The 26857-nt window shown below is 64.4% G+C and carries 23 protein-coding genes and 2 pseudogenes; 13 read left to right on the forward strand and 12 right to left on the reverse strand.

The window, feature by feature from the left end:
- The first annotated feature begins 39 nt into the window (after positions 1-39).
- The 4 genes from istA (VYL96_RS15945) (at position 40) to VYL96_RS15960 (ending at position 4331) form a co-directional block, all read left to right on the forward strand.
- Positions 40-1599, forward strand: a complete 1560-nt coding sequence (istA, locus tag VYL96_RS15945; protein ID WP_131886702.1) for an IS21 family transposase — start codon at positions 40-42, stop codon at positions 1597-1599.
- Complete coding sequence (locus VYL96_RS15950) at positions 1596-2339, forward strand: ATP-binding protein (RefSeq protein ID WP_131886703.1); 744 nt, start codon at positions 1596-1598, stop codon at positions 2337-2339. The genes istA (VYL96_RS15945) and VYL96_RS15950 overlap by 4 nt, the downstream gene beginning before the upstream one ends.
- A gap of 119 nt (positions 2340-2458) precedes the next feature.
- Positions 2459-3760: an APC family permease gene (locus VYL96_RS15955; protein ID WP_131886704.1), complete on the forward strand. Its 1302-nt coding sequence runs from the start codon at positions 2459-2461 to the stop codon at positions 3758-3760.
- 181 nt (positions 3761-3941) lie between these two features.
- Positions 3942-4331: a four-helix bundle copper-binding protein gene (locus tag VYL96_RS15960; RefSeq protein ID WP_243699844.1), complete on the forward strand. Its 390-nt coding sequence runs from the start codon at positions 3942-3944 to the stop codon at positions 4329-4331.
- A 413-nt stretch (positions 4332-4744) separates the two neighbouring features.
- On the opposite strand, the gene VYL96_RS15965 is transcribed toward VYL96_RS15960, so the two are convergent.
- The 3 genes from VYL96_RS15965 to VYL96_RS15975 all read right to left on the reverse strand — a co-directional run bounded on the left by VYL96_RS15965 (position 4745) and on the right by VYL96_RS15975 (position 7799).
- Entirely contained in the window at positions 4745-6481 is a 1737-nt protein-coding gene (locus VYL96_RS15965; protein ID WP_207913617.1) for an IS1634 family transposase, read from the reverse strand.
- Between the two features lie 114 nt (positions 6482-6595).
- On the reverse strand, positions 6596-6997 hold the full coding sequence (locus VYL96_RS15970) for a hypothetical protein (RefSeq protein WP_131886708.1): 402 nt from the start codon (positions 6995-6997) through the stop codon (positions 6596-6598).
- A gap of 172 nt (positions 6998-7169) precedes the next feature.
- Entirely contained in the window at positions 7170-7799 is a 630-nt protein-coding gene (locus tag VYL96_RS15975; protein ID WP_120283047.1) for a TetR/AcrR family transcriptional regulator, read from the reverse strand.
- A gap of 296 nt (positions 7800-8095) precedes the next feature.
- On the opposite strand from VYL96_RS15975, the gene VYL96_RS15980 reads away from it, so the two are divergent.
- Positions 8096-8620, forward strand: a complete 525-nt coding sequence (locus tag VYL96_RS15980) for a PaaI family thioesterase (protein ID WP_120283049.1) — start codon at positions 8096-8098, stop codon at positions 8618-8620.
- A gap of 149 nt (positions 8621-8769) precedes the next feature.
- Here VYL96_RS15980 and VYL96_RS15985 read toward each other — a convergent pair whose 3' ends face one another.
- Positions 8770-9771, reverse strand: a complete 1002-nt coding sequence (locus VYL96_RS15985; RefSeq protein WP_329438239.1) for a helix-turn-helix domain-containing protein — start codon at positions 9769-9771, stop codon at positions 8770-8772.
- 118 nt (positions 9772-9889) lie between these two features.
- Between VYL96_RS15985 and VYL96_RS15990 the strand changes: the two genes are divergently transcribed.
- From VYL96_RS15990 to VYL96_RS16005, 4 genes are all read left to right on the forward strand, one after another.
- Positions 9890-10210 carry a 2Fe-2S iron-sulfur cluster-binding protein gene (locus VYL96_RS15990; protein ID WP_067718080.1) on the forward strand — a complete coding sequence of 107 codons (321 nt, stop codon included), beginning with the start codon at positions 9890-9892 and terminating at the stop codon, positions 10208-10210.
- A 71-nt stretch (positions 10211-10281) separates the two neighbouring features.
- Positions 10282-11622 (forward strand): cytochrome P450, encoded by a 1341-nt coding sequence (locus tag VYL96_RS15995; RefSeq protein ID WP_067718083.1) that lies wholly within the window; start codon positions 10282-10284, stop codon positions 11620-11622.
- Complete coding sequence (locus VYL96_RS16000; protein ID WP_120283051.1) at positions 11619-12839, forward strand: NAD(P)/FAD-dependent oxidoreductase; 1221 nt, start codon at positions 11619-11621, stop codon at positions 12837-12839. The genes VYL96_RS15995 and VYL96_RS16000 overlap by 4 nt, the downstream gene beginning before the upstream one ends.
- 120 nt (positions 12840-12959) lie before the next feature.
- The gene (locus tag VYL96_RS16005) at positions 12960-14021 is read left to right on the forward strand and encodes a BtrH N-terminal domain-containing protein (RefSeq protein ID WP_063972865.1); all 1062 of its coding nucleotides are present in this window, start codon (positions 12960-12962) and stop codon (positions 14019-14021) included.
- Positions 14022-14165: 144 nt separating this feature from the next.
- Here VYL96_RS16005 and VYL96_RS16010 read toward each other — a convergent pair whose 3' ends face one another.
- From VYL96_RS16010 to VYL96_RS16020, 3 genes are all read right to left on the reverse strand, one after another.
- Positions 14166-14924, reverse strand: coding sequence for an ATP-binding protein (locus VYL96_RS16010; protein WP_131886667.1), 759 nt, complete (start codon positions 14922-14924; stop codon positions 14166-14168).
- Positions 14921-16579 (reverse strand): IS21 family transposase, encoded by a 1659-nt coding sequence (gene istA, locus VYL96_RS16015; RefSeq protein WP_243699834.1) that lies wholly within the window; start codon positions 16577-16579, stop codon positions 14921-14923. The genes VYL96_RS16010 and istA (VYL96_RS16015) overlap by 4 nt, the downstream gene beginning before the upstream one ends.
- A 275-nt stretch (positions 16580-16854) precedes the next feature.
- Entirely contained in the window at positions 16855-17541 is a 687-nt protein-coding gene (locus VYL96_RS16020) for a TetR/AcrR family transcriptional regulator (RefSeq protein WP_120283053.1), read from the reverse strand.
- A 117-nt stretch (positions 17542-17658) separates the two neighbouring features.
- Here VYL96_RS16020 and VYL96_RS16025 point away from each other — a divergent pair.
- From VYL96_RS16025 to VYL96_RS16035, 3 genes and pseudogenes are all read left to right on the forward strand, one after another.
- A pseudogene (locus VYL96_RS16025) lies at positions 17659-18174 on the forward strand (MFS transporter); the annotation flags it as partial.
- Between the two features lie 167 nt (positions 18175-18341).
- Positions 18342-20078: an IS1634 family transposase gene (locus tag VYL96_RS16030; protein ID WP_207913617.1), complete on the forward strand. Its 1737-nt coding sequence runs from the start codon at positions 18342-18344 to the stop codon at positions 20076-20078.
- 115 nt (positions 20079-20193) lie between these two features.
- Positions 20194-21258: pseudogene (locus VYL96_RS16035) on the forward strand (MFS transporter); the annotation flags it as partial.
- A 144-nt stretch (positions 21259-21402) separates the two neighbouring features.
- Here VYL96_RS16035 and VYL96_RS16040 read toward each other — a convergent pair.
- Complete coding sequence (locus VYL96_RS16040; protein WP_120283057.1) at positions 21403-21897, reverse strand: hypothetical protein; 495 nt, start codon at positions 21895-21897, stop codon at positions 21403-21405.
- Positions 21898-22087: 190 nt separating this feature from the next.
- Here VYL96_RS16040 and VYL96_RS16045 point away from each other — a divergent pair, with 190 nt between their 5' ends.
- Complete coding sequence (locus tag VYL96_RS16045) at positions 22088-23062, forward strand: IS481 family transposase (protein ID WP_120283059.1); 975 nt, start codon at positions 22088-22090, stop codon at positions 23060-23062.
- A 151-nt stretch (positions 23063-23213) separates the two neighbouring features.
- On the opposite strand, the gene VYL96_RS16050 is transcribed toward VYL96_RS16045, so the two are convergent.
- From VYL96_RS16050 to merA, 4 genes are all read right to left on the reverse strand, one after another.
- Positions 23214-23627: a recombinase family protein gene (locus tag VYL96_RS16050; protein ID WP_372502636.1), complete on the reverse strand. Its 414-nt coding sequence runs from the start codon at positions 23625-23627 to the stop codon at positions 23214-23216.
- 344 nt (positions 23628-23971) lie between these two features.
- Positions 23972-24568 carry a cadmium resistance transporter gene (locus VYL96_RS16055; protein WP_017838449.1) on the reverse strand — a complete coding sequence of 199 codons (597 nt, stop codon included), beginning with the start codon at positions 24566-24568 and terminating at the stop codon, positions 23972-23974.
- A complete protein-coding gene (gene cmtR / locus VYL96_RS16060; protein ID WP_031265333.1) occupies positions 24565-24924 on the reverse strand; it encodes a Cd(II)/Pb(II)-sensing metalloregulatory transcriptional regulator CmtR in 360 nt (119 codons plus the stop codon). Before cmtR ends, VYL96_RS16055 begins: the two co-directional genes overlap by 4 nt.
- Before the next feature lie 511 nt (positions 24925-25435).
- Complete coding sequence (merA, locus tag VYL96_RS16065) at positions 25436-26836, reverse strand: mercury(II) reductase (protein WP_017838447.1); 1401 nt, start codon at positions 26834-26836, stop codon at positions 25436-25438.
- Positions 26837-26857 lie beyond the last annotated feature (21 nt).

Below are 26857 nucleotides of genomic sequence, written 5' to 3' on the forward strand. Positions count from 1 at the left end.
CTGGGTGTAACGGGCACCTGGCGGAAGGAGCGGTTCCCAATGGTAAGGAAGATCAAGGCGAAACTCGTCTTGCAGTTACGGGCCGAAGGCCTGTCCGGGCGGGCGATCGCGGCCTCGCAGCAGATCTCGCGCAACAGCGTCGCGGCAGTACTGGAGGCCGCCGATGCCGCCGAGCTCAGCTGGGACGACGTCGCAGACCTACCGGACGGCGAGGTGTACTCGCTGTTGTTCCCCGGACGGGGTGAGCACGACAGCGTGTTCGCCGAGCCCGACTGGGCCGAGGTGCATCGGGAGATGGCCCGGGTCGGCGTGACGATGAAGCTCCTGCACGGCGAGTACACCGACCTCTGCGCCAGTTCGGGCTCCCCGGCGATGGGCTACGACCGGTTCTGCAAGCAGTACCAGCAGCACGTGCAGGTCGCCGGGTTGGCCTCTCGGGTCGGGCACAAGGCTGGGCAGACCGTCGAAGTGGACTGGTCTGGCCCGACGATGCACCTGACCGATCCCGTCACTGGCGAGGCGAGGCGGGTGTATCTGTTCGTTGGGTGCCTGCCGTTCTCCCGCTACGCCTTCGTCGAACCCACCCTGGACATGAAGCAGGACACCTGGCTGCGCGCTCACGTGGGGATGTTCGAGTTCTTCGGCGGCTCGGTCCCGCGGATCGTGCCGGACAATCTCAAGACCGGCGTGATCACCCATCCCCGTGAGGGCGAGATCGTCCTCAATGACGCCTACCGGGAGATGGCGGCGCACTACTCGGCCGCGGTCCTGCCGGGCCGGGTGCGCAAACCCAAGGACAAGCCGAGCGTGGAGAACACCGTCGCGCACGTGGCCACCTGGGTCATCGCCGCCCTCCGGACGCGGCAGTTCGCGACGCTTCCGGAGCTCAAGTCGGCGATCGCCGACCAGCTCGAGGCGTACAACGCCGAGCCGTTCCAGAAGCGAGCTGGCTCGCGGACCAGTGTGTTCACCTCCGAGGAGAAGGAGCTGCTGCGGCCGCTGCCGGCCACCGGGTACGAGATCAGCCGCTGGTTCTACGGCCGAAAGGTCGGACGCAACGGCCACGTGTCGTTCGCCCGCAACTACTACTCCGTGCCGTACCCGCACGTGGGCGCCAAGGTCGACCTGCGCATCACCGAGTCGATGCTGGAAGTGCACCGCGGACACCAGCGGCTATCGAGCCACGTGCTGCTGCCCGAGACCGTGGTCAACGAATACCGCACGAGCGATGCCGATCTGCCGGACGGGCCGAAGTACCGGCAGTGGGACCAAAGCAGAGTCCGTGAATGGGCCGAACGAGTCGGCCCCTCGGCGCTGGTCGTCACCGATCGGATCTTCGAATCGGTGCCCGTCGCCGAGCAGGGCATCAACCCCGCTCTGGCCGTCTTGCGGTTGACCCGCCGCTATTCAGCGGAGCGGGTCGAGGCCGCGTGCCGGATCGCGTTGGCCGGGCCGATCCGCTCCCCGCGGTACGCCCACCTGCGCCCGATCCTGGAAACCGGGCAGGACAAACCCACCCCACCGGCCGGGGATCCGCCCGCGGAGGCCGGCGGCTACGTGCGTGGAGCCGACTACTACGCCGCAGGAGGTGCCCGATGACCCGGCTCGACCCAGAGACCCGCCGCAAGCTGCGCGAGATGGGCGCCACCGCGCTGCTGGAGGCGTTCGAGGCCCGCGATGAAACCCTCATGCTCGGCATGGGATTCGAAGACCAGGTCAAGATCGTCGTCGACGAGGCCCACTCCACGTTCACCCACGCCAAAGTCGAGGGCCTGATCCGGCGAGCCGGCCTGCGCTATCCCAACGCCGACCTCAGGCGGCTGGACATGCTCCACGAGCGCGGCCTGGACCAGGGCGTGATCGCCCAACTGGGCACGGGCTCGTTCATCGACCGGCACCAGAACGTCGTCTTCCAGGGCTTCACCGGCTCCGGCAAGTCCTACCTCGGGTGCGCCCTGGCCAAGCAAGCCTGCACCCACCGAATCCGGGCGCACTACATTCGGATGCCGGACCTGGCCGAGACGTGGGCGCTGGCGCAAGACAAGCCGAACGGCAAGACGACGTTCCTGAAAAAGTACGCCGCCTTCACGCTGCTCGTACTCGACGAATGGCTACTCGACCCGCCCGACGAGGGCATGCGCAGCATGCTGCTCGAACTCCTCGAGCGCCGCTACGGACACGCCTCCACCGTGTTCTGCACCCAGTACGCCCAGAAAGACTGGCACCAGCGCCTCGGCTCCGGGGTTCACGCCGACGCCATCATGGACCGCATCGTCCACAACACCCTCTGGATCGAAACCGGCACCTTCAACATGCGAGAACACACCGCCGTGAACTAACCGGTAGGAGCGGCCCGAGAGAGCCGGTGGCTCCCACCCCATCGGCCACCGGCTCTCAAAGTCAATAACGGTGGCTCCCAACCTCAATATCCAGTGGCTCCCAAACCCTCAAATACTCAATGGACCACAGCACACAGTCCCAAGACAAGCTCACTCTCACCGGATCCGTCGCGCTGGGAACCGGGGTAATGATCGGAGCCGGCATCTTCGCCCTGGTGGGCCAGGTCGCGGAATTGGCCGGCGGCTGGGTGCCGTGGGCGTTCCTCGCCGGCGCGGTGGTGGTGGCGTTCAGTTCCTACTCCTACATCCGGTACTCGGCCACCAACCCGTCCTCGGGCGGGATCGCGATGCTGCTCAAAGCCGCCTACGGGCCCGGGGTGGCGGCCGGCACGTTCTCCCTGTTCATGTACGTGTCGATGATCCTCGCCGAGTCCCTGCTGGGGCGGACCTTCGGCACCTACGTGCTGCGGCCGTTCGGCATGCAGGACTCCTCCCTGTGGGTGCCGGTGCTGGCAGTGTTCGCCATCGCCGCCGCCGCGCTGGTCAACCTGGTGGGCAACCAGTGGGTCGAGCGGTCAGCCACCGCCACCGCGGCGCTCAAGATCGTGGGCATCGCGGTGCTGGCGATCGCCGGCATCCTGGCCGCGGGCGTGTCCTCGCTGGGCCGACTGTTCACCGTCGCCGAACGCACCCCACCGGAGCACGGCTGGATGGGCTTTCTGGCCGGGGTGACCCTGTGCATCCTGGCCTACAAGGGCTTCACCACGATCACCAACCAGGGCGCGGACCTACGGGACCCGGAGCGCAACATCGGCCGCTCCATCATGATCTCCATCGCCCTGTGCACCGTCCTCTACCTGTTGATCACCGTCGCAGTAACCGCCAGCCTGACCGTTCCGCAGGTCATCGGGGCCCGCGACTACGCCCTCGCCGAGGCTGCCAAGCCGATGTTCGGATCCTGGGGCGTCACGCTGACCGTGATCATCGCGGTGGTGGCGACGCTGTCAGGACTCATCGCGAGCTTGTTCTCTGTCTCCAAGCTCTACGACATGCTCCGCGACATGGGCCAGGTGCCGGGACTACCCGGGGCTGGCGGACACCAGTCGCTCTACATCACAGCCGGCCTGGCGATCCTCATGGCAGCCTTCTTCGACCTGTCACAGATCGCCTCCCTGGGGGCGATCTTGTACCTGGCAATGGACATCGCCATCCATTACGGGATCGTCCGACGCCTCAAGGACGACGTCAATGCCAAGGCGTGGATCCCGTGGGTCGCGATCGTCCTCGACGTCGCAGTGCTCGTACCCTTCCTCCTCCTCAAGGCGCAATCAGACCCGCTCACGCTGGGCATCACCGCCATCGTGGCCCTAGTCATCATCGCAGCGCAGTGGCTCACCGTGCGTCACCGCTCGGAACAATGATCCGCCCCCCTGCCAAAAGCAGCTACAACGGGTACTGGACGCTTGCTATTACAAAGATTCTGCGAAGGTCGGCCCGAGGGACTGTAGCCAGCACTGCGCATCAGTAGCGTCGGCGTCAGCTGGGCGCCTCCAGCGACGACTCGGAGAAGAAGGGAGCACATCGATGTCTCACATCACTTCAATGATCGAAACCCACCCCAACGACGCTTCCGGCATAGACGTGCAGAAGCTTGCCGACTGCATCGCTGCGTGTTTCGAATGCGCACAGACTTGCACCTCGTGCGCTGATGCCTGCCTGGCCGAAGAGATGGTCGCAGACCTACGGAACTGCATTCGCCTCAACCTTGACTGCGCCGATCTCTGCGCAACCACCGGCAATATCCTCAGCCGTCGCACTGGGCAGAACCTCGCCACGGTCAAGACCGCGCTCGAGGCATGCCGGACAGCATGCGCAGAATGTGCTACCGAGTGTAGGAAGCACGAGGACATGCATGAGCATTGTCGAGTCTGCGCCGAAGCCTGCCGCAAATGCGAACAGGCCTGCACCGAACTCCTGTCCGCGATCAGCTAACGATCATTGCCCGGCCTGGTCGGTCGCACGACAATCGACCAGGCTGGGCCACCCGCCGATATCCAGGTTTTATGTCAACCCGACCAGGCTGAGTCACGTCTGGAAGGTCGCCACTCCTCTCGTCCGCGAACCGGCACGAATTTCGTTCGGCCCGCTCCGGACGGCGGCTACAGCACGTAGCTGTAGGAGTACCACGGCCCTCCGAGGTGCTCTACCTGCAGATCTTTTACTCCAGGTTCGAACGTGGGAGGCCCCTATAGGGAATGTGCCCACCCGCGCATGTGAAATCCGAAGACGAACCTGCGTTCCGCAGAATTGGTCGCGGCTAGATGCACGGATAGGCATGCTGGCCTGCGGTGATGCGGGTGTGCGCTGGTGTAGCGCGTGTATCTAGCGTCGTGCGGGGGTGCTGGTCAGGCGGCGGGGGTCAATCCGGTCAGTCGTGTGGGCGCAGCCAGTCCGGTGGCGGTGAACAGGGCGTTTTGTTCGGCGGTGGGGCGGGTGAGGTGTTCGGCGGTGCCGTCGGGGCCGGTGAGGGTGACCTGGTGTAGGCGTTGGGTGTGGCGGCGGATGTGGGCCCAGGTGTGGCCGGTGCGGTTCTCGGCCAGGCGGATCATCAGCAGGGCGAGCCAGCAGAGCTTGACGTGGGAGCGGATGCGGTCCTCGCGGCGGTGGTACACCGGCCGCAGGTCCAGGGTCGATTTCATGTCCCGCCAGCCGCGTTCGACCTCAAGGAGCTGCTTGTAGCACAGGGCGATGTCCTCGGCACTCAGGTGCGGATCCGAGGTGCGCAGCAGGTACTTGCCATCGAGGTTGGCTTCCCGTTCGATGGCCTTGTTGTCGATACGCAGCAACCCACCTGGCGTGGTGCGCAGGTAGCGGTTCAGCCCGGGCATGGTGGAGATCCGCCCTTTGAGTTCAGCCCTCTTGGTCTCGGTGCGCTTGTCGGTGCCGGCGATCATCTTGGAGAGCTTGGTGACGAGTTCGTCGCGGGTGTGGGCATCCCGCTGGGCCTGGGCGGGGTTGAAGCAGACCACGAACCGGTCCGTGGCCCCGGTCGTGGCGGCGATGTTGACCTCTTTGACGTGCAGATTCTGGCGCACCTGCCGGTACTTTCCCGGACGAGACAGGGCCGCCCGGGCCTCGGGGGAGTTGCCGCGCAGCTTCTCGCCGAGGATGTAGCCGTCTCCACCTGCCATGAGTTCATGCCGGTTGGTCTTGGAGGTGAAGCCGCGGTCGGCGGCGTAGATGATCCGTGACAGGGACCAGTCCCGCAGCTCCGAGCGCACCTGCCGGATCAGCGCTGAGTCGGCGGTGTTGCCGGGCCAGCACCACACCCGGATCGGGATGCCGGTGCGGGTCACGGCCATCCCGATCACGATCTGCGGCAGATCATCGCGATGGTCCTTGGACTTGCCGTGCGTGCGAAACCCCACCCCGCCGGAGTCGTCGGCATTGGCGCCGGTGTTATCGGGGTCAACCGGGTGGCCGGCCTCATCACGCAGTACCGCTTCGTCGGGATCGGTTTCGAAGTAGGTGGAGGTGGTGTCGAAGAACAGCAGGTCCACCTCGAGGTTCAGCAGGTCTGCGACCTGGTCGAACACCGCCTTGTCGAACCCGGTGCCGGCGTCGTGGAGCCAGTCCATCGCCCGGTAACAGGAGTCCTCATCGACCTCGCCCGCGGCGTCGGCCAGTCCGGGGATGGCCACATCATGGTTGGCCCAGTCTGCGGCGGCGAGCTTGGAAGAGGGCGCCAGTGCCCGCGAGGCCACCAGGGCGAACACCGTGCGCTCCAACGCCTGAAGGTCACGCTTGCGGCCCCGCCCCGACTGGGCCGCAGAGGTGATCACCGCATCCAGGCCGAGCTGGCGCCAGAGCCCATCCAACAACAGGGCGCCCCCTGCGGGACGGGAGGCGGTCGGCTCCAAACCCGGCCCGCCCGCCTGGTCCGGGTCTTCCTCGCCGAGGTAGCGGCGCACCGAGGACACCAGGCGGCGGAGTCCGGCCTCGTCGACCTGCTCGGCGCGGCCGAACGAGTGCAGCACCTTGGCCACCGAGCGGGCCTTGACCGGGTCCCACTCGTTGTGCGCCAACTGCACATACGACACCTCGCCCGTGCGGGTGCGCCGCTTCGCCGTCCGAATGTACACACCTAGACCCTAACGCATACAGGCCAGTGCACAACAGTCGAAAAACGAAAAGCGTGTATCTAGGAAATCGTGCCCGTATGACTAGCCCAGAATACGTCCGGGCAGGTCACAGAGTTACGGGCACCCCGAAATCACGCCAGAACCGCCGAATTCTGCGGAACGCCGGACGAAGTCGGCATCGCTGACCACGACCACCCCGTCCTCTCGGTGGCTGAGCTTCCAGACCTCCACGTGCCCTACTTGCCGTGGGGTGTCGAAGCCGTAGTGCTCCGACCAACCCGGCGGATGGGAGCGAGCCTGCGCAACAGCATTCTCCATCTCTGAGCGAGAGGAATCGAACCCTTTTGGGACCGCTGCTCCAATCGCCAGCACCACGGCCACACCAGCCACGAAAAGGGCCGGAGGGGCCCCGAGCCACCACGTTCGTAGCTGCCGGAATCGCCACGCCACCAGCACCGCGATCAGCCACGCCAGGCCCGCGATCATCAGCCCCCAGCCGACCTTCTTGCCCCACACGGGTATATCGTCGTCTGGCGGGTTCGCCTGCGACAGATAGTCAACGGCGTGCCACAGGATCTCGTTTTCTTGCCCCTAAAAGTGGAGTCCACTGTGGCCGTCACGCGGCAACGATTCTCGGCGGCTCGCGGCATCGTCCGGCCTCGAAACCAGCGACTTTCCATGACCAAGGTCATTGCGGCGTTCCTTGCGGTGCCAATGTCTCGGTGACGCGAACACTCAGTTCCGGCTTGTCGTGGCCTTCGGTGTGGGTGTATGTCCCGAGATGGGACCACATCGAGTCCACGAGCGGCTGGAGGAACAAACGGCCCAGCTGAGTGACGATGACGTCGACCACCTGAACAGCATCGGCGCGGACCCTAGACGCCGCGCCAGATTCCCGCATAGCCGCCACTTCCCGGTGTGTCAGCTCGGTGAGTCGCTCGAGTAACTCACCTCGCTGACCGCCGGGATCTAGCAACGCGCGGCGCAGGTAGTTCACCACCTCGGGACGCCTGACCAGCATGTCGGCAACCGCGTCGTTGCGGATCCGGGCGATGTCGGCGCCTGGGATGTCCACGGGCGCCGAGGCAAGTGCGGTAGCGAAATGCTCTACGACCAGTCGCTCGACCGCCTCGCGAAGGCCGTCCTTCGTGCCGTAGTGATGGACCACGAGACCCACCGTCACTCCGGCCGCGGTTGCCACGGTTCGCAACGAAGTGCCGTCCTCGCCGTTGGCGGCGTAGAGATCCAGTGCGGCGTTGCGGATGCGCGCCTTGGCAGTGAGATCCTGGCCCGCGGCGCCTGGTGCGGAACGATTCACGCGGTTCCCCTTCAGTTGCGGTCGAGCCTACGGACCCCAAACTAGACTATACGTCGGTACCGCTTACTGTATGTTCGTACAGTACAAGGTGTCCCGGCTCAGTCGGCCTTGTCGACCTGACTATCGTGCCGTCGACAGCCAGTTGCTCAGGCCACCCGCATCGGGCCTCAGGGCCCCTTGGACGTCCCGGTCAAAGGTTGGGTCACGGGTCGGACGTGCGGGTGTCGGCGATATCTCCGTCGCCACAAGCCGAGGTATCGCACCCAGTACAACTTCATCGACAGGAAGGTCTGGACATGGACACATTTCGCGACAAGGCCGGCGAGCCGATAGGTACCGATATCGACAACTGGGTGGCCTCGTTCACGCGCATGGAATCCGGTTCCTCCGAGCTTCCTCCCCACCACCCCAACTGCCTTGGCTGTGGACCAGAGAACCCGAATGGTCACTTCCTCTCGGTACGGCGTGACGGAGACGGCGTCGTCGCACACCACCAGTTCGACCAGCGCCACGTCGGGGCACCGGGCATTGCACACGGCGGCGCGGTAGCGACCGTGATTGACGACCTATTCGGCTTCTTGCTGTATTCGGTCGGCGAGCTCGCCGTGACGCGCCGTCTCGAGCTCGACTATCTTGCGCCAGCACTACTCGACACCCCCTACATCCTGCGCGCTGCAGTTCGGTCTCGCGATGGCCGGAAATTGGACCTCAAGTCCACGATGGAGGATGCAGAGGGCCGCACTGTTATTACTGCCACTGCCCTGTTCATCGTGGTCGAGGTTGAACACTTTTTGCAGTCACAGAGAAACTCGAGGACTTAGGCCAAACTCACCGCCGCGAGCACCAGGCCCGAATACGTCGAGGGTGTCGGCGGAGCCTGAAGCTATTGAACGCCACGCCCAAAGAAAGGGCGAAGCTGAAGGCACCGTGCATTGCCAGTTGCCCTGTACGAGTCAACCAAGTGGCAGCGCTACCTACGACGGAACCCCGTCGGCGGGTGGCCGGTCCAGTGCTTGAAAGCGTGTGAAAAGCTGGCGAGGTCGCTATATCCGAGGTCCGTGGCGATCTCGCTCGCGGACACAGATCCGTCCAGTAAACGAAGAATCGCGTACTCACGAATGACCGACTGGCGCAGTCCGCGATAGGTCATCCCTTCCTCAGAGAGGCGCCGCTTAAGTGTGCTCGTAGAGATGGAGAGTTCGTCTGCAATCCACTGACTTCCACAATCTGCGGGACGCTTCTCTATCAGACGTCTCACCTTGTCCGAATACGAGGCGATATTACTCCGCTCGTCGAGCCTTCGCTGCAAGTCACTGATAGCGAGTCGATACGCCACGGGGTCAGAGAACCGGCAGACGTGATTGACCGCGTCAACGGGAAAATGCAGAATGGACAGTGAAGCGTCAAATACCAGGCGACCAGCTAACCGATCCTGATCCACGGGCAGACCTTCCGGAGCGGGCCAACCCAGTGAGAGTGTGATGTCTGGTGCATCGCCAACGAGTATATTCAGCAGCCTCAGCAGGACCGCACCACAGTAGGTGACCACTAGGGAGTCTAGGACTCGATCGCCCGTCTGCCCATTGAGCGCGACAGACACTCCGTGTCCACCTGCGTAGAACTGCGCACTCAGGGCTGGGGTTATTAGCGGCAGGTAGACAAGCAATTCCAATATCTCGCCTGCGGAACCTGCGCTTACTAGTGGGACGCTTAATGGTCCGAAGGACGTCAGATGAGCATGCTGGGCGAACGCCAAACCGAGGGTCGTTGCTTGGTCAACGTCGAGGTCGGGCAAGGCTTCCCTGATCCACCGCAGGGGAACTTGGGCGTTGATGGCGAGAAGTGACTCGACGTCGCTTCGCTCACGATCCATAATCTCGCGAAACCGTGCAACGGCGTCTTGCTCCAGAACTGGGCTCTCAAGTAACTGCGCGAACACGAGCGGTGGCACGCCCTCGCGATCAAGATTCATCGCCCCCGCCTTCTGAGCCAAATTAACAAGCTTCTGCCCTCAATCAACCTAGCCGCAGTCGTCGTTGTTAGCAATGCTGTGAGCAGCTATTACCCGAACAACCATGCAGGAGCCAGCGATGACAGTCGTAACCTTCGTCTCACATGAGGGAGAGAAGCACGTGGTGCCCTTAGAGGAGGGGCAGTCACTCATGCGGATCGCCGTCAACAACGCGGTGCCCGGGATTGACGCTGACTGCGGAGGCGAAGCCGCGTGCGGCACGTGTCATGTCATCGTTGATCCGCAGTGGTCCGAACAGGTCGGCCTCTCGGGAGCAAGTGAAGAGGAAATGCTCGCAATGAACCCGGAAAGGCTGCCGACCTCTCGACTGTCGTGCCAGATGACCGCGTCCGCGGATTGGGACGGCCTGGTCGTCCAGGTGCCAGAGTTCCAGATGTAACGACGAAGGGATCAAGAGTCGTGTCAAGCAATCATGTAGAAGTCGGGGACAGAATCCGGTCGGCCATCCCGATGGATCTTCAGATCCGGGGCGCCCATCTGTACGACAGGACTCGGCGCTGGGTGACAAGGACGAATGGGAAGAAGCTCTTCGTAGAGAGTCCCATTCCTCCCGTCGAGGATGTCGAGCTCGCCGACATCGACCTCAGTAATCCCTTTCTCTATCGCCAAGGCCGCTGGCAGTCCTACTATGAGCGCCTGCGAAACGAGGCTCCGGTCCACTTTCAGCCCAACAGTGCGTTCGGGCCGTTCTGGTCAGTGACCCGACATGAAGACATCATCGCGGTCGATAAGAACCATGAGGTCTTCTCCGCCGAGCCGATGATAGTGATCGGGGCCCCGCCTCGTTTTCTCGATATTGAGATGTTCATCGCGATGGACCCACCGCGCCACGACGTGCAGCGAGCAGCTGTGCAGGGGGTGGTGGCGCCGAAGAACCTGCGCGAGATGGAGACGCTCATTCGGTCTCGGGTTCGCGAGGTACTAGACGACTTGCCGGTGAATCAGCCGTTCGATTGGGTCCAGGCTGTCTCGATCGAACTGACAGCTCGAATGCTCGCGACGCTCTTGGACTTCCCATACGAGGAACGTCACAAACTCGTGTACTGGTCAGATATTGCAACTTCGTTCGAGGAAGCGAACGGTGGTCCTGCGGACCTCGACGAGACGTTCGACGGAATGCGCGAGATGGCGAGCGGTCTGAGTTCTCTGTGGTACGACAAGAAGGCTCGGTTAGCAGAGGGGGAGGAACCCGGTTTCGACCTGGTCACCATGCTGCAGAGCAACGAGAACACCAAGGATCTGATCGACCGCCCGATGGAATTCATGGGCAACTTTGTGCTGTTGATCGTCGGAGGGAACGACACGACCCGGAACTCGATGAGTGGTGGCGTTCTGGCGCTGAACCGGTTCCCAGACCAGTTCGAAAAGCTCAAGTCCAACCCTGACCTGATCCCCAACATGGTCTCCGAGATAATCCGGTGGCAAACGCCGCTGGCCTACATGCGCCGAATCGCCAAGACTGACACTATCTTGAACGGTCAGTTCATCCGTAAGGGTGACAAGGTCGTGATGTGGTACGCCTCAGGCAACCGCGACGAGCGTGTGTTCGAGCGGCCCGATGACTTCATCATCGACCGGGCCAACGTCCGCAACCACATCTCCTTCGGGTTCGGCGTACACCGGTGCATGGGCAACCGACTGGCCGAAATGCAGCTGCGGATCCTCTGGGAAGAGCTGCTCCCCCGCTTCGAGAACATCGAGGTCGTCGGCGAACCCGAGTACGTGCAGTCCAACTTCGTGCGGGGTATCAGCAAGATGATGGTGCGCCTCACCCCGAAATCCGGCACATGACATCGCAGCGAGCCCTCATCATCGGTGCCAGCCATGCCGGAGCCCAACTCGCGGCGAGCCTACGGCAGGACGGGTGGAGCGGTGAGATCGTCCTCATCGGCGAGGAGCCCACGGTGCCCTACCAGCGCCCGCCACTGTCGAAGGCGTATCTCGCCGGGAAAACCACCCTCGACGAGATCACCATCCGCAGTTCGGACTTCTACTCCAAGCAGCGAATCCAGCTTCTCAACGCGCACGTGGAGGCGATCGACCGCTCGGCTGGGCACATCGTTATGAGCACCGGCGACACACTGACATACGACAAGCTCGCGCTGTGCACGGGAGCCCGCCCTCGTCAGCTCCGCGTTCCTGGGGCCGATCTCGCCGGGGTCCATTACCTTCGTACCGCCGCAGACGTCGAGTTGATCCGCACGTCCGCCGCCCCCGGGCGGCGGGTGGTGATCGTCGGGGGCGGCTACATCGGACTTGAGACGGCCGCCTCACTACGGGCACTGGGCCTGGAAGTCACCGTGCTCGAGGCGACCACTCGCGTCCTCGAGCGGGTCACTGCTCCCGACGTATCAACGTTCTTCGAGCGGATCCACCGAGAGGAGGGCATCGATATCCGAACGGGCGCCAAAGTCGCAGCATTAGTCGGAGACGATTGCGTCCGGGAGGTCACACTATCTACTGGCGAGTCGATTCCGACTGATCTGGTCATCGTGGGTATCGGTGTTGAACCGAGAACAGAACTCGCCGAGGCGGCGGGCTTGACCCTGAACGATGGTGTGGTGATCGACGAGCACGCCCGAACCAGTGACCCAGCCATCGTTGCCGCCGGAGACTGTGCCAGCAAGTACATCTCTCGATACGGTCGCCGAGTCCGGCTGGAGTGCGTACCCGGAGCAACCGATCAGGCGAAACTCGCCGCGGCTACCCTTTGCGGGAAGTCCAAGAGCGCAGTGTCGCTGCCCTGGTTCTGGTCAGATCAATACGATCTCAAGCTGCAGATCGCCGGTCTCAACACCGGTTACGACGAAGTCGTCCTCAGCGGTGACCCCACCCGGGACCGCGACTTCAGCTGCTTCTACCTCCGTGATGGCGAACTCCTTGCTGCAGACTGCATCAATCGTCCCCGTGATTTCATGCTCAGCAAACAGGTCATCACACAGCAGCGTCCTTTCGTCCGGACCGATTTCGCCCATACGGGTTCTCCCGATTCCTTGCGCAATGGGTAAGCCAGTCCCGAGCGAGACTCGCACGGTCAGCGGCGGAGCCTCGACGAACGGCGCTGACATCCCACTGGCGCAGCAAGAGAGCCCGGTTCGTGCCCGCCTGCCGTTCAGAAAGGAACTCTGATGACTCGCCAGACGCTCATCGAGAACTATCCACATCGGGTCGGGGGGCACTGCGGCTCAGCCGCGATGCGAGACCTCCTGCACTGGCAAGGCCTCGGCTGGGAAGAACCGCCCGATGAAGGTCTCGTCTTCACCCTCGGGGGGTCACTTGGCCTGTCCTACTTGCGCTCGAGCGACCTCTTCCCGCCGCTTTATCTGGTAGGGAGAGACTCCGATTTCGAAGTAAATCTCCCCCATCTACTGGGCGCACAGGTCCAAGTGCTCACGACCGACGATCCCCGAGAAGGATGGTCGTGGATTAGCCAGGAGGTCGATGCCGGAAGGCCAGCCCTGATATGGGGCGACATCGCGGAGTTGCCCTACCTGCGGGTTCGGCTCCAAATGAGTCGCCACGATATCGTGGTAATTGGTTACGACGAGGCGGAGAGGATCGCCTTCGTTGTTGACAACGACCGTGCCGAGGTCCAAAAGGTTCCGTTCGACGCTCTCGCTCGAGCACGGTCGTCGATGTCATTCCCACAACCGACACGTCACACCACGTACCGCATCGCCTGGCCGCATGAGTTACCAGACCTTGCGCAGGTTGCCGCAGCGGCTTTCCGTCAATCGGCAGCGAACATGCGCCACCCAACTCCGCCAGGAGTCGTTGATCTCACGACCGCGGTGAGCGGTTCCGAAGGCTTAGCAGCGGTCGCCCAGCTCGCCGCTGATGTCCGGACTTGGTCCCATCTACCGGCTGACGAACTCGAGATCCTCTTATTCAGCTTGAGCGCTTTCATCGAGAAGGCCGGCACCGGTGGCGGCCTGTTCCGAAAGCTGCTCGCTGACGGCTGCGCGGACGTGGCACGTTTGACCGGTGACCTCGCGACCGAAGATCTCGCCGTAGCCGCCAGACACTGTGCACAGACATGGACGGAGGCCGGCCGAGCCGGGATCGAGCACGAGGTCGATGTGCGTACTCGGCTGGAACGTGTGGCTTCGGCGGTTAGCCTCCTGCCCACGCTCGAGCTTCAACTGGCTGAAGCTCTGGAGTCAGCTTCGCGATCGCTTGCAGCAGCCTGACTAATCGGGAAGTCAAAACTGGACGGTAGAAGTTCCGGCCGCACTCAGTGTTTGGGACGCCTTTCGGAAAGCGCGGGTCTGATGATCGGGTAGCGGTCGGACGGGCATCGGATAGCGGAGTTCACCCGTCCGACCGCTTGGCCGCTATGGCGTTGTCGTGGCGAGGTGTCGTCTCATGTTGGGTCCGTCGAGGGCGATGATCTCGGCGCCGGCGACGATCCGGTTGAGGATCGATTCGGCGATGACCGCGTCTTGGAGCGACTTGTACCAATCGGGCGGATCGAACTGCGAGGTCACCAGAGTCGAGCCCCGCCCTTCCCGAGCGGCCAGGATGTTGAGCAGCTCGGCCGCGGTGTGCGGAGCCACCGGCGTGGTCAGGAAATCGTCCAGCACCAGCAGGTCGCAGTTGTGCAGGTCGGTAAGGAAGTCCAGCCTGCGCTGCGAGGTCGGCTCCAGAACGGCGAGCCGGTTGGCCAGGTCATCGAGCCGGAAGAACCTCGCGGTGTAGTACTTTCGGCACGCGGCATTGAGAAGCGCCTGGGCGAGGTAGGTCTTGCCCACGCTGGACTGGCCGAGCACGACGAGATTGCGAGTGGCGTCGATCCATCGACAGCTGGAAAGTCGTGCGATTAGCTCGCGGTTGACGTTGCGGTCAGGCAGGTAGCGGATCTCTTCTACGCAGGCATCAGGGTTTGGCGATCTGGAGGCCTTGAGTAGTTTCTGGGTCCGGCGTTCCTGCCTGGCCGTGATCTCTTTGTCCAGAGCGTGGAAGATCTTCTCGGAGAAGGTCCACTCGTCGCAGGCGGGATCGTTGGCCAGGTCAATGACGGTCTGGCCGAACGCGGTCATCCGCAGCTGCGTGAACAGCGGCATGTCGGCGTCGGTGAGATGACGATCAGTCACTGCAGGTCCTCCTTCCCCGCGATGCCGGTGCTCGTACTCGGGCGTCCGGTGAGGGCGGCGAGACTGAACTGCTCAGGCCCGGCCAGATGCGCCCCGGTGGTATCTCGCCGACCCGGCGGCGGCGCCAGTGAAGTCGTCGCCGCCACCGCCGAGGTCGTGGTCGTGGGTCGGGCGGCGGCCTGGGCCCGCAGGGCCGCCAGTTGCTGTTTGACGGCGGTGTAGCTGATCGCCCGGCGGGAGGTCTCGGAGACGAGTTGGCCACAGGCCCGCTCGAGCAGCATCTTGTTGTCCCCGCGGGCCATGGCGAGGATGTTCTGGCACGAACGGTAGCCCTGCGCCTCGACCCGCTGACGATCCAGGACCTCACTGATCGCGGCCACGGTGTGCGGTCCGATCTTGTGGGCCTGGCGCACGAAATACGCCCGCGACCACAGGTCCGATGACTGCAGATGCTGCGCGGGCACGTGGTCAGGGTCCGTGACGAAGGCGTGCCGCCTACCGGAGACGGCATGGGAGGCGATGACCTCCCCGCCAGCCATGACCGTGAGCGTGGGACCGGTGATCTTCACATCGACGTGCTGGCCGGCGAAGGTGTAGGGCACCGAGTACTTCACCGTGGCGATCTCCACGTGGTAATCCCGGTTGACCTTGGACTTCTTCCAGATGACCGGCTGCCACCGCACTTCGGGCAGAGCGATCAACTCCGACTTCTCGTGCTCGGTGAACAGCTCCCGTCGGCTGATCTTCTGGCCGCGGAACGGGGTCCGGTCGTTGATCGCCTCGACCTCGGCGGCGATCGCCTCATTCAGATCGTCCAGGCTAGCGAACCGCCGATCGGCCAGCCGGCCGATCACCCAGTTCGTCACCACCTTCACCCCGGCCTCGACGTGCCCCTTGTCCGTCGGGCGCACCGGCCGAGTGGGCACGGCAGCGGTCTGGTGATACTCAAGGAAGTCCCGGTACTCACGGTTGACCTCCCGGGCCCGGTCACCGCGGGCGATCTGGTTCGACGCCGTCGAGGCGTTGTCCGGGACGATCACCTGCGCCGCGCCGCCGAAGTACTCGAACGCCTGCAAGTGCGCGTCGAGCCAGTTCGGCATCTTCTCGTCCACGCAGCCGCAGGCGAAGACCATCCCCGAGTACGGAAGCGACGCCACGAACACCGACACTGTGGTCTTGGTGCCGATGACGGGATCGAAGATGGCCATCTTCGTGCCCGCCCAGTCGACCTGCATCGTGTGCCCGGGCACGTGCGTGATCCTCATCGTCAGCTCGTTGACCTCGACGTACTCGCCGACGATCTGGCAGAACCGCTGATAGCTGTAATGCCGCTGCCCCGGCGTGCCGTCAGTGTCGAGGTAGTTCGCCCACAGCACCCGCAGCGGCAGCTTGTTCTTGCCCGTGCGCTTCTTCACGGTCGCCGCCACGTCGAAGGCGACGAACTCCTTCGACGGCGTCTTGCGCCCATCGGTGAACAAGGCGTCGATCTCCTCGCCACTGAGCGCCTCGACCTGGCTGGTGGCGGTCACCCCGTGCTCGTGGCACACCTTTTTCGCCTTGGCGATCGTGCGGTGTGAGCAGCCCGCGATCGCCTCGATGTCTCGGTAGGACCTGTCCTGCAGCAGTAGCGACATCACCAATCGGTAGTCAGTCACCCGTGCCTCCTGTTCGGATCCACGCGCAGCCTGGTTGCCACGCGTAGAACCGACACGAGCACACGGTGACCGGCGCCGCTATCGGATGCTCATACTCGCGCTACCTGATCATCACAACCCTGCTTTCCGAAGCACGTCCCTAACACACTCAGACTGCAGCGGATGGCTCGCCGCCGCTCGCACCGAAACGACCGGGCTCTAGGGTTGCCTCGCCACCTCCCCGGCGACCTCGGCGATCGAGCGGTCACACCCATCCGACAAGAAGAAGCCCCGATTTAGCGAGATCCGACGGCGCCAGGGCGGTTCAGATCGTGGCCGAACTCGGCCTGGATGGGTTCGCCTCCCTGCTTGCGGGCAGCAAGAAAATCATCAACGAGTTGCACGCATCCGTCGTGGTCGACCGTGCAGAGCCCAGTAAGGCGAGCGAACACGACGGGACCCAGGAGTTGAACGATCGCGAAGGTGGTGTCGACGTTGCCGAGCTGTGCTCGAACGTCAGGATGTGTGAGGATGCGGTCAAAGGGCTGCCGGTACTCCTCGATGACTCGACTACGCAGTGAGGTGATCGCGGCCGAATCGGCAGGATCGCCGCCGACTGATCCGATTGACAGCCAAGCCAGAGTCGTAATGTTCAGCGGCGCCTGGTCAATCAGGTCGGCTTGGGCCGTGAGAAGCGCGATGAGTTGGTCGCGTACCGACCCACTGTCGGCAGAGACCTCGACGCGAGGCAACAGCCGCTCGAAGGTCGCCGCAAGCAACTGGGCGGTCCCGCCGAAATGCCGATAGAGCGTGGCCCGCGCAACCTTTGACATTCGAGTGACCGCCTCGACGGTAACCGCCTCTACACCGCCAGTGCTCAGGAGATGCGTGGCAGCGTCGAGCAATCGTTTTCGTGAGCGCAGCAGTCGCGGATCGAGCTGATCGTCGTCCGTAGCGGGCCGGTCAGCACTCCAGTCGTTCACGCTCTCCCCTTCGGCCGACGGTCACTTCTCGTCCAAGCTAACCTGTCCAGCCAGCCGGATACTGTGATACTACTTGTCTCAGACCAAGACCGACCATCTCACAGCAAGGGGCCGGCGATGCACTCACCCCAACAGACCATCACCGAGTCATCCCGGTGGACCCGAGCCGAATGGTGGATGCTCACGGTGTCGTGCCTAGCCGTGGCGTTGGTGGTCGCGGCCATGGCCGCGCTGTATTCGGCATTACCGGAGATTGCGGTAGAGACTGGAGCGACGCAAGCCCAGCTGACCTGGATCGTCGACGGCTACACGCTGGTACTGGCGTGCCTGGTCCTGCCCGCTGGAGCGATCGGTGACCGCTATGGCAGACGCGCAGTTCTCGTAATAGGCCTGGCGATATTCACCATGGCATCCGCACTTCCCCTGCTCCTGTCTGACCCGGCCTGGTTGATCGCTGCGCGAGCGATTGCCGGGGCGGGCGCTGCACTGGTAATGCCCTCGACGCTATCGATTCTGACTGCTGGTTTCGCCGCCGTTCATCGCGGCCGAGCAGTAGGTGTGTGGGCTGGAGTCGCCGGCTCCGGAGCAGTGTTAGGCATCCTCGGCGCCGGGGTGCTGCTTGAGCGCTGGTCGTCCGGCGTTCCGCAGAATTCGGCGGTTCTGGCGTGATTTCGGGGTGCCCGTAACTCTGTGACCTGCCCGGACGTATTCTGGGCTAGTCATACGGGCACGATTTCCTAGATACACGCTTTTCGTTTTTCGACTGTTGTGCACTGGCCTGTATGCGTTAGGGTCTAGGTGTGTACATTCGGACGGCGAAGCGGCGCACCCGCACGGGCGAGGTGTCGTATGTGCAGTTGGCGCACAACGAGTGGGACCCGGTCAAGGCCCGCTCGGTGGCCAAGGTGCTGCACTCGTTCGGCCGCGCCGAGCAGGTCGACGAGGCCGGACTCCGCCGCCTGGTGTCCTCGGTGCGCCGCTACCTCGGCGAGGAAGACCCGGACCAGGCGGGCGGGCCGGGTTTGGAGCCGACCGCCTCCCGTCCCGCAGGGGGCGCCCTGTTGTTGGATGGGCTCTGGCGCCAGCTCGGCCTGGATGCGGTGATCACCTCTGCGGCCCAGTCGGGGCGGGGCCGCAAGCGTGACCTTCAGGCGTTGGAGCGCACGGTGTTCGCCCTGGTGGCCTCGCGGGCACTGGCGCCCTCTTCCAAGCTCGCCGCCGCAGACTGGGCCAACCATGATGTGGCCATCCCCGGACTGGCCGACGCCGCGGGCGAGGTCGATGAGGACTCCTGTTACCGGGCGATGGACTGGCTCCACGACGCCGGCACCGGGTTCGACAAGGCGGTGTTCGACCAGGTCGCAGACCTGCTGAACCTCGAGGTGGACCTGCTGTTCTTCGACACCACCTCCACCTACTTCGAAACCGATCCCGACGAAGCGGTACTGCGTGATGAGGCCGGCCACCCGGTTGACCCCGATAACACCGGCGCCAATGCCGACGACTCCGGCGGGGTGGGGTTTCGCACGCACGGCAAGTCCAAGGACCATCGCGATGATCTGCCGCAGATCGTGATCGGGATGGCCGTGACCCGCACCGGCATCCCGATCCGGGTGTGGTGCTGGCCCGGCAACACCGCCGACTCAGCGCTGATCCGGCAGGTGCGCTCGGAGCTGCGGGACTGGTCCCTGTCACGGATCATCTACGCCGCCGACCGCGGCTTCACCTCCAAGACCAACCGGCATGAACTCATGGCAGGTGGAGACGGCTACATCCTCGGCGAGAAGCTGCGCGGCAACTCCCCCGAGGCCCGGGCGGCCCTGTCTCGTCCGGGAAAGTACCGGCAGGTGCGCCAGAATCTGCACGTCAAAGAGGTCAACATCGCCGCCACGACCGGGGCCACGGACCGGTTCGTGGTCTGCTTCAACCCCGCCCAGGCCCAGCGGGATGCCCACACCCGCGACGAACTCGTCACCAAGCTCTCCAAGATGATCGCCGGCACCGACAAGCGCACCGAGACCAAGAGGGCTGAACTCAAAGGGCGGATCTCCACCATGCCCGGGCTGAACCGCTACCTGCGCACCACGCCAGGTGGGTTGCTGCGTATCGACAACAAGGCCATCGAACGGGAAGCCAACCTCGATGGCAAGTACCTGCTGCGCACCTCGGATCCGCACCTGAGTGCCGAGGACATCGCCCTGTGCTACAAGCAGCTCCTTGAGGTCGAACGCGGCTGGCGGGACATGAAATCGACCCTGGACCTGCGGCCGGTGTACCACCGCCGCGAGGACCGCATCCGCTCCCACGTCAAGCTCTGCTGGCTCGCCCTGCTGATGATCCGCCTGGCCGAGAACCGCACCGGCCACACCTGGGCCCACATCCGCCGCCACACCCAACGCCTACACCAGGTCACCCTCACCGGCCCCGACGGCACCGCCGAACACCTCACCCGCCCCACCGCCGAACAAAACGCCCTGTTCACCGCCACCGGACTGGCTGCGCCCACACGACTGACCGGATTGACCCCCGCCGCCTGACCAGCACCCCCGCACGACGCTAGATACACGCGCTACACCAGCGCACACCCGCATCACCGCAGGCCAGCATGCCTATCCGTGCATCTAGCCGCGACCAATTCTGCGGAACGCAGGGTCGTGGGTGTCGGTATTTGTCGGACTGACCGCAGCGGGAGCCCTACTGGCCGCGCTGGCATGCACGATCGCTGAGTCCAGCCAGCATGATCACCCTCCCGTGGACTGGGTGGGCGCGGCGGCAGCTGCAGTCGCGGTTGCGGGAATCGTATTCGCCACGATCGAGTTTCCCGCGCGAGGCTGGGCCGACTCGATCGTTCTCGCCAGCGCCGGGGCCGGCATATTGGCGACAGCCTTTTTTATCCTGATTGAGCTGCGATCCTCGGCCCCCTTGTTGGATGTTCGGTTGTTCGCCAAGCGCGGCTTCAGCGCCGGCTCGTTGTCGGTGGCCATCCAATTCTTGGTCACTTTCGGGGTATTCCTACTCCTGGTGCAGTACCTGCAACTGATCCTGGGATACGGACCGCTGGCCTCGGCGTTGGGATTGGTGCCGATGACGGTCCCCCTGATCGTGATCTCGGTGATCGCCCCCCGACTGTCACAGCGATTTGGACTACGAGTGATGACCGTCGCCGGTCTGGCGACCATCGCAGTTGGCCTGATGCTGGTCAGCCGGATGACCGTCGATGCACGTTACCTCGACCTGCTATGGCCGCTGTTGATCATGAGCGCAGGGCTCGGACTATGCACAGCCCCAGCGACCTACGCGATCATCGCCGAAACTCCGGAGAGCAAACACGGGGTCGCCGCCGCAGTCAACGATGCGGCCCGCGAGATCGGCGCTGCGATGGGGATCGCAGTGGCCGGCAGTGTGCTGGCCGCCGGATACACCCGCCACATCCAACCCGCCCTGCCTCAGTTACCCGAACCTGCCCGCGGTCCGGTCTCCGACTCCCTGGCCGCCGCCCTAGAGATCGCCGCACAAGCCGGACCAATGGCGCAACCATTGGTCGACTACGCCAAAGAGGCATTTGTCAACGGCAGCAGTCAGGCCACACTTACGTTGGCAATCCTCACCGCCGCAGCCGCAGTCTTGCTAGCGATCCTTGCCCCGGGCACTGCTCCGCGTGACCACAAGACCACGGCCAGTTCCACAGCACCGGCACACCGGGACAGCGTCGGATAGGTGGCCCGTCCGGCTTCCGGCTGCACTGACTCGTGCCTGGAGAAACTGCGCAAGGTCAGCAAGAACCGCGGTCACTTCCCGAGTGCAGAATCTCGGCGGTCGCGCTGCTGTGGCTAGCGATACCCACCATCTTCAGGGCGGGGGTCAGTGGCTGATGCGTCCACGCTGTGACTGCAGGGTGGGCGGTAGCAGCCGTTCGGCGACCGCGCCGGTGATGGCGGCGAAGACGGCTTTGTGAAGGATGTCCACGGCCTGCTCACTCGCGGGCCAGGTCGACGGCGGCGCTCCGACTCCGGTGGCGTTTTCCACGGTTTGGTCAAATCCCAGCCGGACGGCGGTGTGCCACACGGTCGCATGAACTCCTCGGATCCCGGTGGCCGCCCACACGCCGCGAATAGCACCCAGCGCCGCGCCGGTGCTGAAGTGCATGAGGTGGTTCCACCCGTCCGGGCGGTCGTCGTCGCCAGGCTTTTGGCCCAACAGCGTGAGCAGGGCGCGCGCCGGGACGTACGAGTTCGGCCTGCCCGTGATCGCCTGTTCGGCTTTCTCGCCGATGACCATCAATCCGGCCCCTACTAAGCCGGCCACCGCTCCGGTTCCGGCCGCTCGGGCAACATGGACTGCTCGGTTCTGGGTCATACTGCTCACTCCTTCGATGCTGTGGATATGCGGGCCTGTGGGAAGGGATAACTACGAGAAGGATTGCGGGACAGTAGCTGTACTGACCACGGACGTTGTGTCACCGGTCGGCATGGCGGGCTGACATGAGGAAGACCTCCGTGTGAGGTGTGAAAGCGACCAAGCAAACACATCCACAACGGAGGTCTTCGTGTCCCACGCTAACGCCCCGCTGACTCCGACGGGAAGACTGCGTCTGGCTCGGTGTGTCGTCGTCGACGATTGGGTACCGCGGCGAGCGGCGGAGCGGTTCGGTGTCTCGGTCACCACCGCCCGCAAGTGGGCCCGCCGGTACCGGCAGCTGGGCAAGGCCGGCATGGTCGACCGCTCCAGCCGCCCGCACCACAACCCGACCCAGACGCCGCGGCGGCGGGAACGCCGCGTGCTCGGTCTGCGCGTATCCCGCCGGTGGGGCCCGGCCCGGATCGCCTACCACCTGGGCATGCAACCGTCCACGGTGCACAAGATCCTGTCCCGCTACAGCTGCGTCAGGCTGGCATTCACCGACCCGGCCACCGGCGCGCCCGTCCGGGCGCACACGCGGCGCCCGCGTCGCTACGAGCACGAGGCGCCGGGCGATCTGGTGCATGTGGACATCAAGAAACTTGGCCGCATCCCCGACGGAGGCGGGCACAAGGTCTTGGGCCGGGTGAAGGGAAAGCGTGACCGCAAACGCGGGATGGGCTACTGGTACATCCACAATGCCGTCGACGACCACTCACGCCTGGCCTACAGCGAGCTTCTAGAAGACGAGCGCAAGGAGACCGCGGCCGCGTTCTGGCACCGGGCCCACGCCTACTTCGCCGACGCCGGGATCACCGTGCGGCGGGTGCTGACCGACAACGGCTCCTGCTACCGCTCCCACGCCTTCGCCGAGGCCCTCGGAGGCAATATCACACACAAGCGCACCCGCCCGTACCGCCCGCAGACCAACGGCAAGGTCGAGCGCTACAACCGCACCATGCTCGAAGAATGGGCCTACGCCACCGCGTACGTCAGCGAATCCGACCGCGCGGCTCGCCTACCCGCATTCCTGCACCACTACAATTTCCACCGCGGCCACACCGCGCTACGAGGCGCCTCACCCGCAGACCGCGTACACAACCTGCGTGGGCAGTACAAGTAGCCCGCGTTGAGGGCTCGCTCGCGGATACCAGCCACTGAACAGCAGGATGAGCAGAGCCAAGTCGATGACCTCGCCGCCGTAGAACATCAGTTGCGCGCCAATCCGCGCGCTGGCCGGATCCACGCCGGTCGGCGGGTGTCCGTATAGCCACCTACCGAGCATCGAGTGAGCGGCGATGAACAGCACCAGCACCACCGCCGGCGGCGTAGGTGGCCCGTTCGTGGACGAACTCCACGCTCGCGCCCTTGGCGGTGATCTCACCCACGATCTGCTTGAGGTCGACCAGGGAGCGAGCGAGTCGGTCCATCGAAGCAACAACAAGCTCGTCACCGTCTCGCAGGTACCCGATGCACTCAGCGAGCTTCTCTCGGCCAGTACGCGATCGCCCCGACTCCTTTTCTACATAAATCCGGTCGCACTCCCCCACCGCTTGGAGCAGGCGAGCTTCGTTCTGGTCGGCGGCGGACACTCGCACGTACGCCACCCGCTGTCCGCGTGGCCGTGACGATCGGCGGGCCGGCTTCTGTTTCCCCTCGACGATGTTCTCCGAGTCCGTCGTCTCCACGCGCAAGCCCCAGTCCAACTCGTCTCGGCGACGGAACCGTGTCTGGACCTTCCCGCGGCTGACGATGAGGACCTCTTCGCCACCGTCACCCGACCGCCCCCGCAGCGTCCCAATCCGCTCCGCTATCAAAAGGCCCCTCCGCCGAGTCTGTGTATCAATAGACTCTAGATTGTACGGGACCGCGTGTCATAATTAGGCATACCTGTGGACTTGATCGCTTTGTGGCGGTCTTCTGTGGTTACTTCTTGGCGGCGACGTACGACGTACCAATCGGGCGTTCTGGCCGAAAGGGTTAGAGCGAGTCGGCGGCTCACGGGTGGGCGGCCGGGTTTGCGTCTGTTTTGTCAGAGTCCGAATGCTCCGCCGCTGATCAGAATGAAGGCGCCTAGGCCGATCAGGACAATCGGGAACAGGATGTGTTCCCAGCGCTCCAGGACTTCGGCGATCGGTCGGCGGGTGGCGACGAACCTTGCCAGGCCCACCAGTCCCGCCACCAGCACCAGGAACACGATGCAGTAGGCGACCACGGCTCCCGGGCCCACGTTGAGAAAGACGGGGACGTAAACGCCGATGTTGTCTCCACCGTTGGCGAAGGTTACGCCGGCCACGGTCCACACGGCGACGTTCTTGCCCTCGACCTTTGCATCGTCGTCATCATCGTCCCCGCGCCAGGCCTGCCACGCGGCCCACAGTCCCAAGCCCAGTGGGATCAGCCCGAAGTAAGGGATGGCCTGCGGGGGCAGGAAGACTCCCGCGCCCAGGGAGACGAGCACAGCCACGCCGAGGATGCCGGCGAACCCGAGATACTGGCCGGCCAGAATGCGTGCGGTGGTTCCGCGTTGGCCTGCTCCGCGGGCGAAAAACAGCGACAGGACGATGATGTCGTCGATATTGGTGGCAATGAACAGGCCGATCGCCTGCAGGGCCGAGGACAGGATCACGCCTGCACCTCCGTGGCGTGACAACCCGGCACTGAGCAGTCGGGCTCCAAGCAGGAGGCGTTTTCGTTGACCGCGAGGGTGATCTCGACCAAGGAAGATAGCGACCGGGCCAAGTGCGGGTCTGCGATCTCATACCGGGTCTGGCGACCTTCGGGCACTGCGACAACGATCCCGCAGTCGCGCAGGCATGCCAGATGGTTCGACACGTTCGACCGTGTCAGCTCCAGATCCCGGGCCAGCTCCGCCGGGTAGGCCGGCTGCTCCAGCAAGGTCAGCAGTATTCGGGACCGTGTCGGGTCGGCCATCGCCCGCCCTAACCGGTTCATCACATCGACACGAGAAGCAATAGTCAGCACTTGCTGAACTATACAGCGTCTGCTGAACTGTTGTGACAACGCCCTAAAAACCTAAAGGTTGTCAAGACACTTAATCTCGTCCAGGACTACGGCCAGTTTTGAACAGGTTTCCTGGCGCTACAGGCACCCACCGGAGTCTCACTAAGTCGTCTTGACGTAATTTGTTTCAGAGCCGGCTTCGGTAGGGATTTGTGGGGCAGAATCGGGCTATGAGGCATCTGGGGTACACCCGCGTCAGTACTGCGAGTCAGGACGCGCAGTGCTCACGCGGGTGTACCCCAAGAGCCTCATGACATGATTATGACTCACAAACCCCTACCGAGCACCACCCTGCGACAGTTCACGGTGAGACGACTTCGCGAGAGGCAGAAGGTGCCCATCGGCCCATGAAGCGGTCTCGGCGTCCGGTCCCCGCCTGGTGTCTCATAAGACTGTAGGTTTTTAAGGCACATTCACGGCGCCAGGCGGGCCGCCGCGGGAGCCCTCGTCCACCCCGCTGGGGCCGCGGGTTTCAGGCGCAGCATGACGTCGGCATCTGGTTTCGGAAGAGGCCGGCCACGATGCGCAGGCTTTCGCTCATGGTCAGGTACGGCGCCCAGGTGTCGGCCAGATCGTCGACGGTCATGCCGCTTTTGATGGCGTAGGTGGCCGCCAGCATGATCTCCCCGGCCCCGTCCGCCAGAGCGTGCACGCCCAGAACCTTGCCGCTCACGGCGTCGGCGACGAGCTTCACCGCCCCGCGGGTGTCGTGCTGGACGAGCGCCCGGGGGACATCGGACAGGTCCAGGACGCGGCAGTCGCACGCGTGCCCTCGGGTGAGGGCCTCGTCCTCGGTCAACCCCGCCGAGGCCAGCTGGGGCCGGGTGAACACGACCGCAGGAAAGCCGGCGTAGTCGACCCGAGCTGCCGGCGGGTACCTGTCCTCGGTCAGGGCGTTGAGCGCGGCGGCCCGACCGCCGGCGGCGGCGGCGTAGACGTACTGGGGAGCCCCCGAGACGTCACCGGCGGCCCAGACGCGCGGGTTGGAGGTGCGCTGGGTCTGGTCGACCACGACGAAGCCGCGCTCGTCCACGTCCACACCGGCAGCGGCCAGGTTCAGGCCGTCGGTGCGGGGCAGGCGTCCGGTGGCCACCAGGACCTGCGCGCCGCGCACCTGTTCGCCCGAGTCCGTGGTCACCACCACCTCTCCTGCGGGGCCTGGTTCGCGGGCCACAGTGGTCGCGCGCTCTTCGACCACGGTGATGCCGTCGTCGGTGAAGACTTCCCGAAGTCTCTGGGCCAGCTCCGGCTCGGCGTGCGGCGCCAGACGCCCGACCACAGAGACCCGGGTGCCGAGGTGAGCGAACAGCTGGGCCTGCTCCATCCCGACGTACCCGCCACCGATAACGACCAGGGACTCAGGCAGCTCGGTCAGCTGCATCGCGGTGGTGGACGTCAGCCGGTCCACAGAGTCGAGACCGACCACCTCCGGGATGGCGGGGGTGGCACCGGTGGCGACCAGATAGGCCCGGGCCCGCAGCGCCTGGCCGTCGACGGCCAGGGTGTCCCCGTCCAGGAAGCTGGCCTGGCCTGGGCGGACCTGGAAGCCGTAGGCAGCGGCCACATCGGCGTACTTCGCATCACGCAGGCGCTCGATGAGTGCGTCCTTCTGGGCCACCAGATCGCCGAGGTTCACCGGTGCGGCTGACGTTGGGGCACCTTTGAAGGGATTGGTGAGCGCGGCGTGCCGGGCCCCGGCGGCCGCCAGGAGCGTCTTGGACGGCACGCAGCCGATGTTCACGCACGTCCCGCCCAGAACACCGCGCTCAACCAGCACGACGCTCTTACCGGCCTGGCTGGCCGCGATGGCGGCGGACATCGCCGCGCCTCCTGAGCCGATCACGGCCAGATCGACGTCGTAGTCCACACCCATTTGCCCACCTTCCTTCGCGTG

The organism is Dietzia maris (assembly GCF_036287335.1).
In the GTDB taxonomy this organism is placed as follows: Bacteria; Actinomycetota; Actinomycetes; order Mycobacteriales; family Mycobacteriaceae; genus Dietzia; species Dietzia cinnamea.

Bases quoted from the DNA above. Each gene is read 5' to 3' on its own strand.
- istA (WP_131886702.1), top strand. From the start codon at position 40: ATGGTAAGGAAGATCAAGGCGAAACTCGTCTTGCAGTTACGGGCCGAA.
- VYL96_RS15950 (WP_131886703.1), top strand. From the start codon at position 1,596: ATGACCCGGCTCGACCCAGAGACCCGCCGCAAGCTGCGCGAGATGGGC.
- VYL96_RS15955 (WP_131886704.1), top strand. From the start codon at position 2,459: ATGGACCACAGCACACAGTCCCAAGACAAGCTCACTCTCACCGGATCC.
- VYL96_RS15960 (WP_243699844.1), top strand. From the start codon at position 3,942: ATGATCGAAACCCACCCCAACGACGCTTCCGGCATAGACGTGCAGAAG.
- VYL96_RS15980 (WP_120283049.1), top strand. From the start codon at position 8,096: ATGGACACATTTCGCGACAAGGCCGGCGAGCCGATAGGTACCGATATC.
- VYL96_RS15985 (WP_329438239.1), bottom strand. From the start codon at position 9,771: ATGAATCTTGATCGCGAGGGCGTGCCACCGCTCGTGTTCGCGCAGTTA.
- VYL96_RS15990 (WP_067718080.1), top strand. From the start codon at position 9,890: ATGACAGTCGTAACCTTCGTCTCACATGAGGGAGAGAAGCACGTGGTG.
- VYL96_RS15995 (WP_067718083.1), top strand. From the start codon at position 10,282: ATGGATCTTCAGATCCGGGGCGCCCATCTGTACGACAGGACTCGGCGC.
- VYL96_RS16000 (WP_120283051.1), top strand. From the start codon at position 11,619: ATGACATCGCAGCGAGCCCTCATCATCGGTGCCAGCCATGCCGGAGCC.
- VYL96_RS16005 (WP_063972865.1), top strand. From the start codon at position 12,960: ATGACTCGCCAGACGCTCATCGAGAACTATCCACATCGGGTCGGGGGG.
- VYL96_RS16040 (WP_120283057.1), bottom strand. From the start codon at position 21,897: ATGACCCAGAACCGAGCAGTCCATGTTGCCCGAGCGGCCGGAACCGGA.
- merA (WP_017838447.1), bottom strand. From the start codon at position 26,836: ATGGGTGTGGACTACGACGTCGATCTGGCCGTGATCGGCTCAGGAGGC.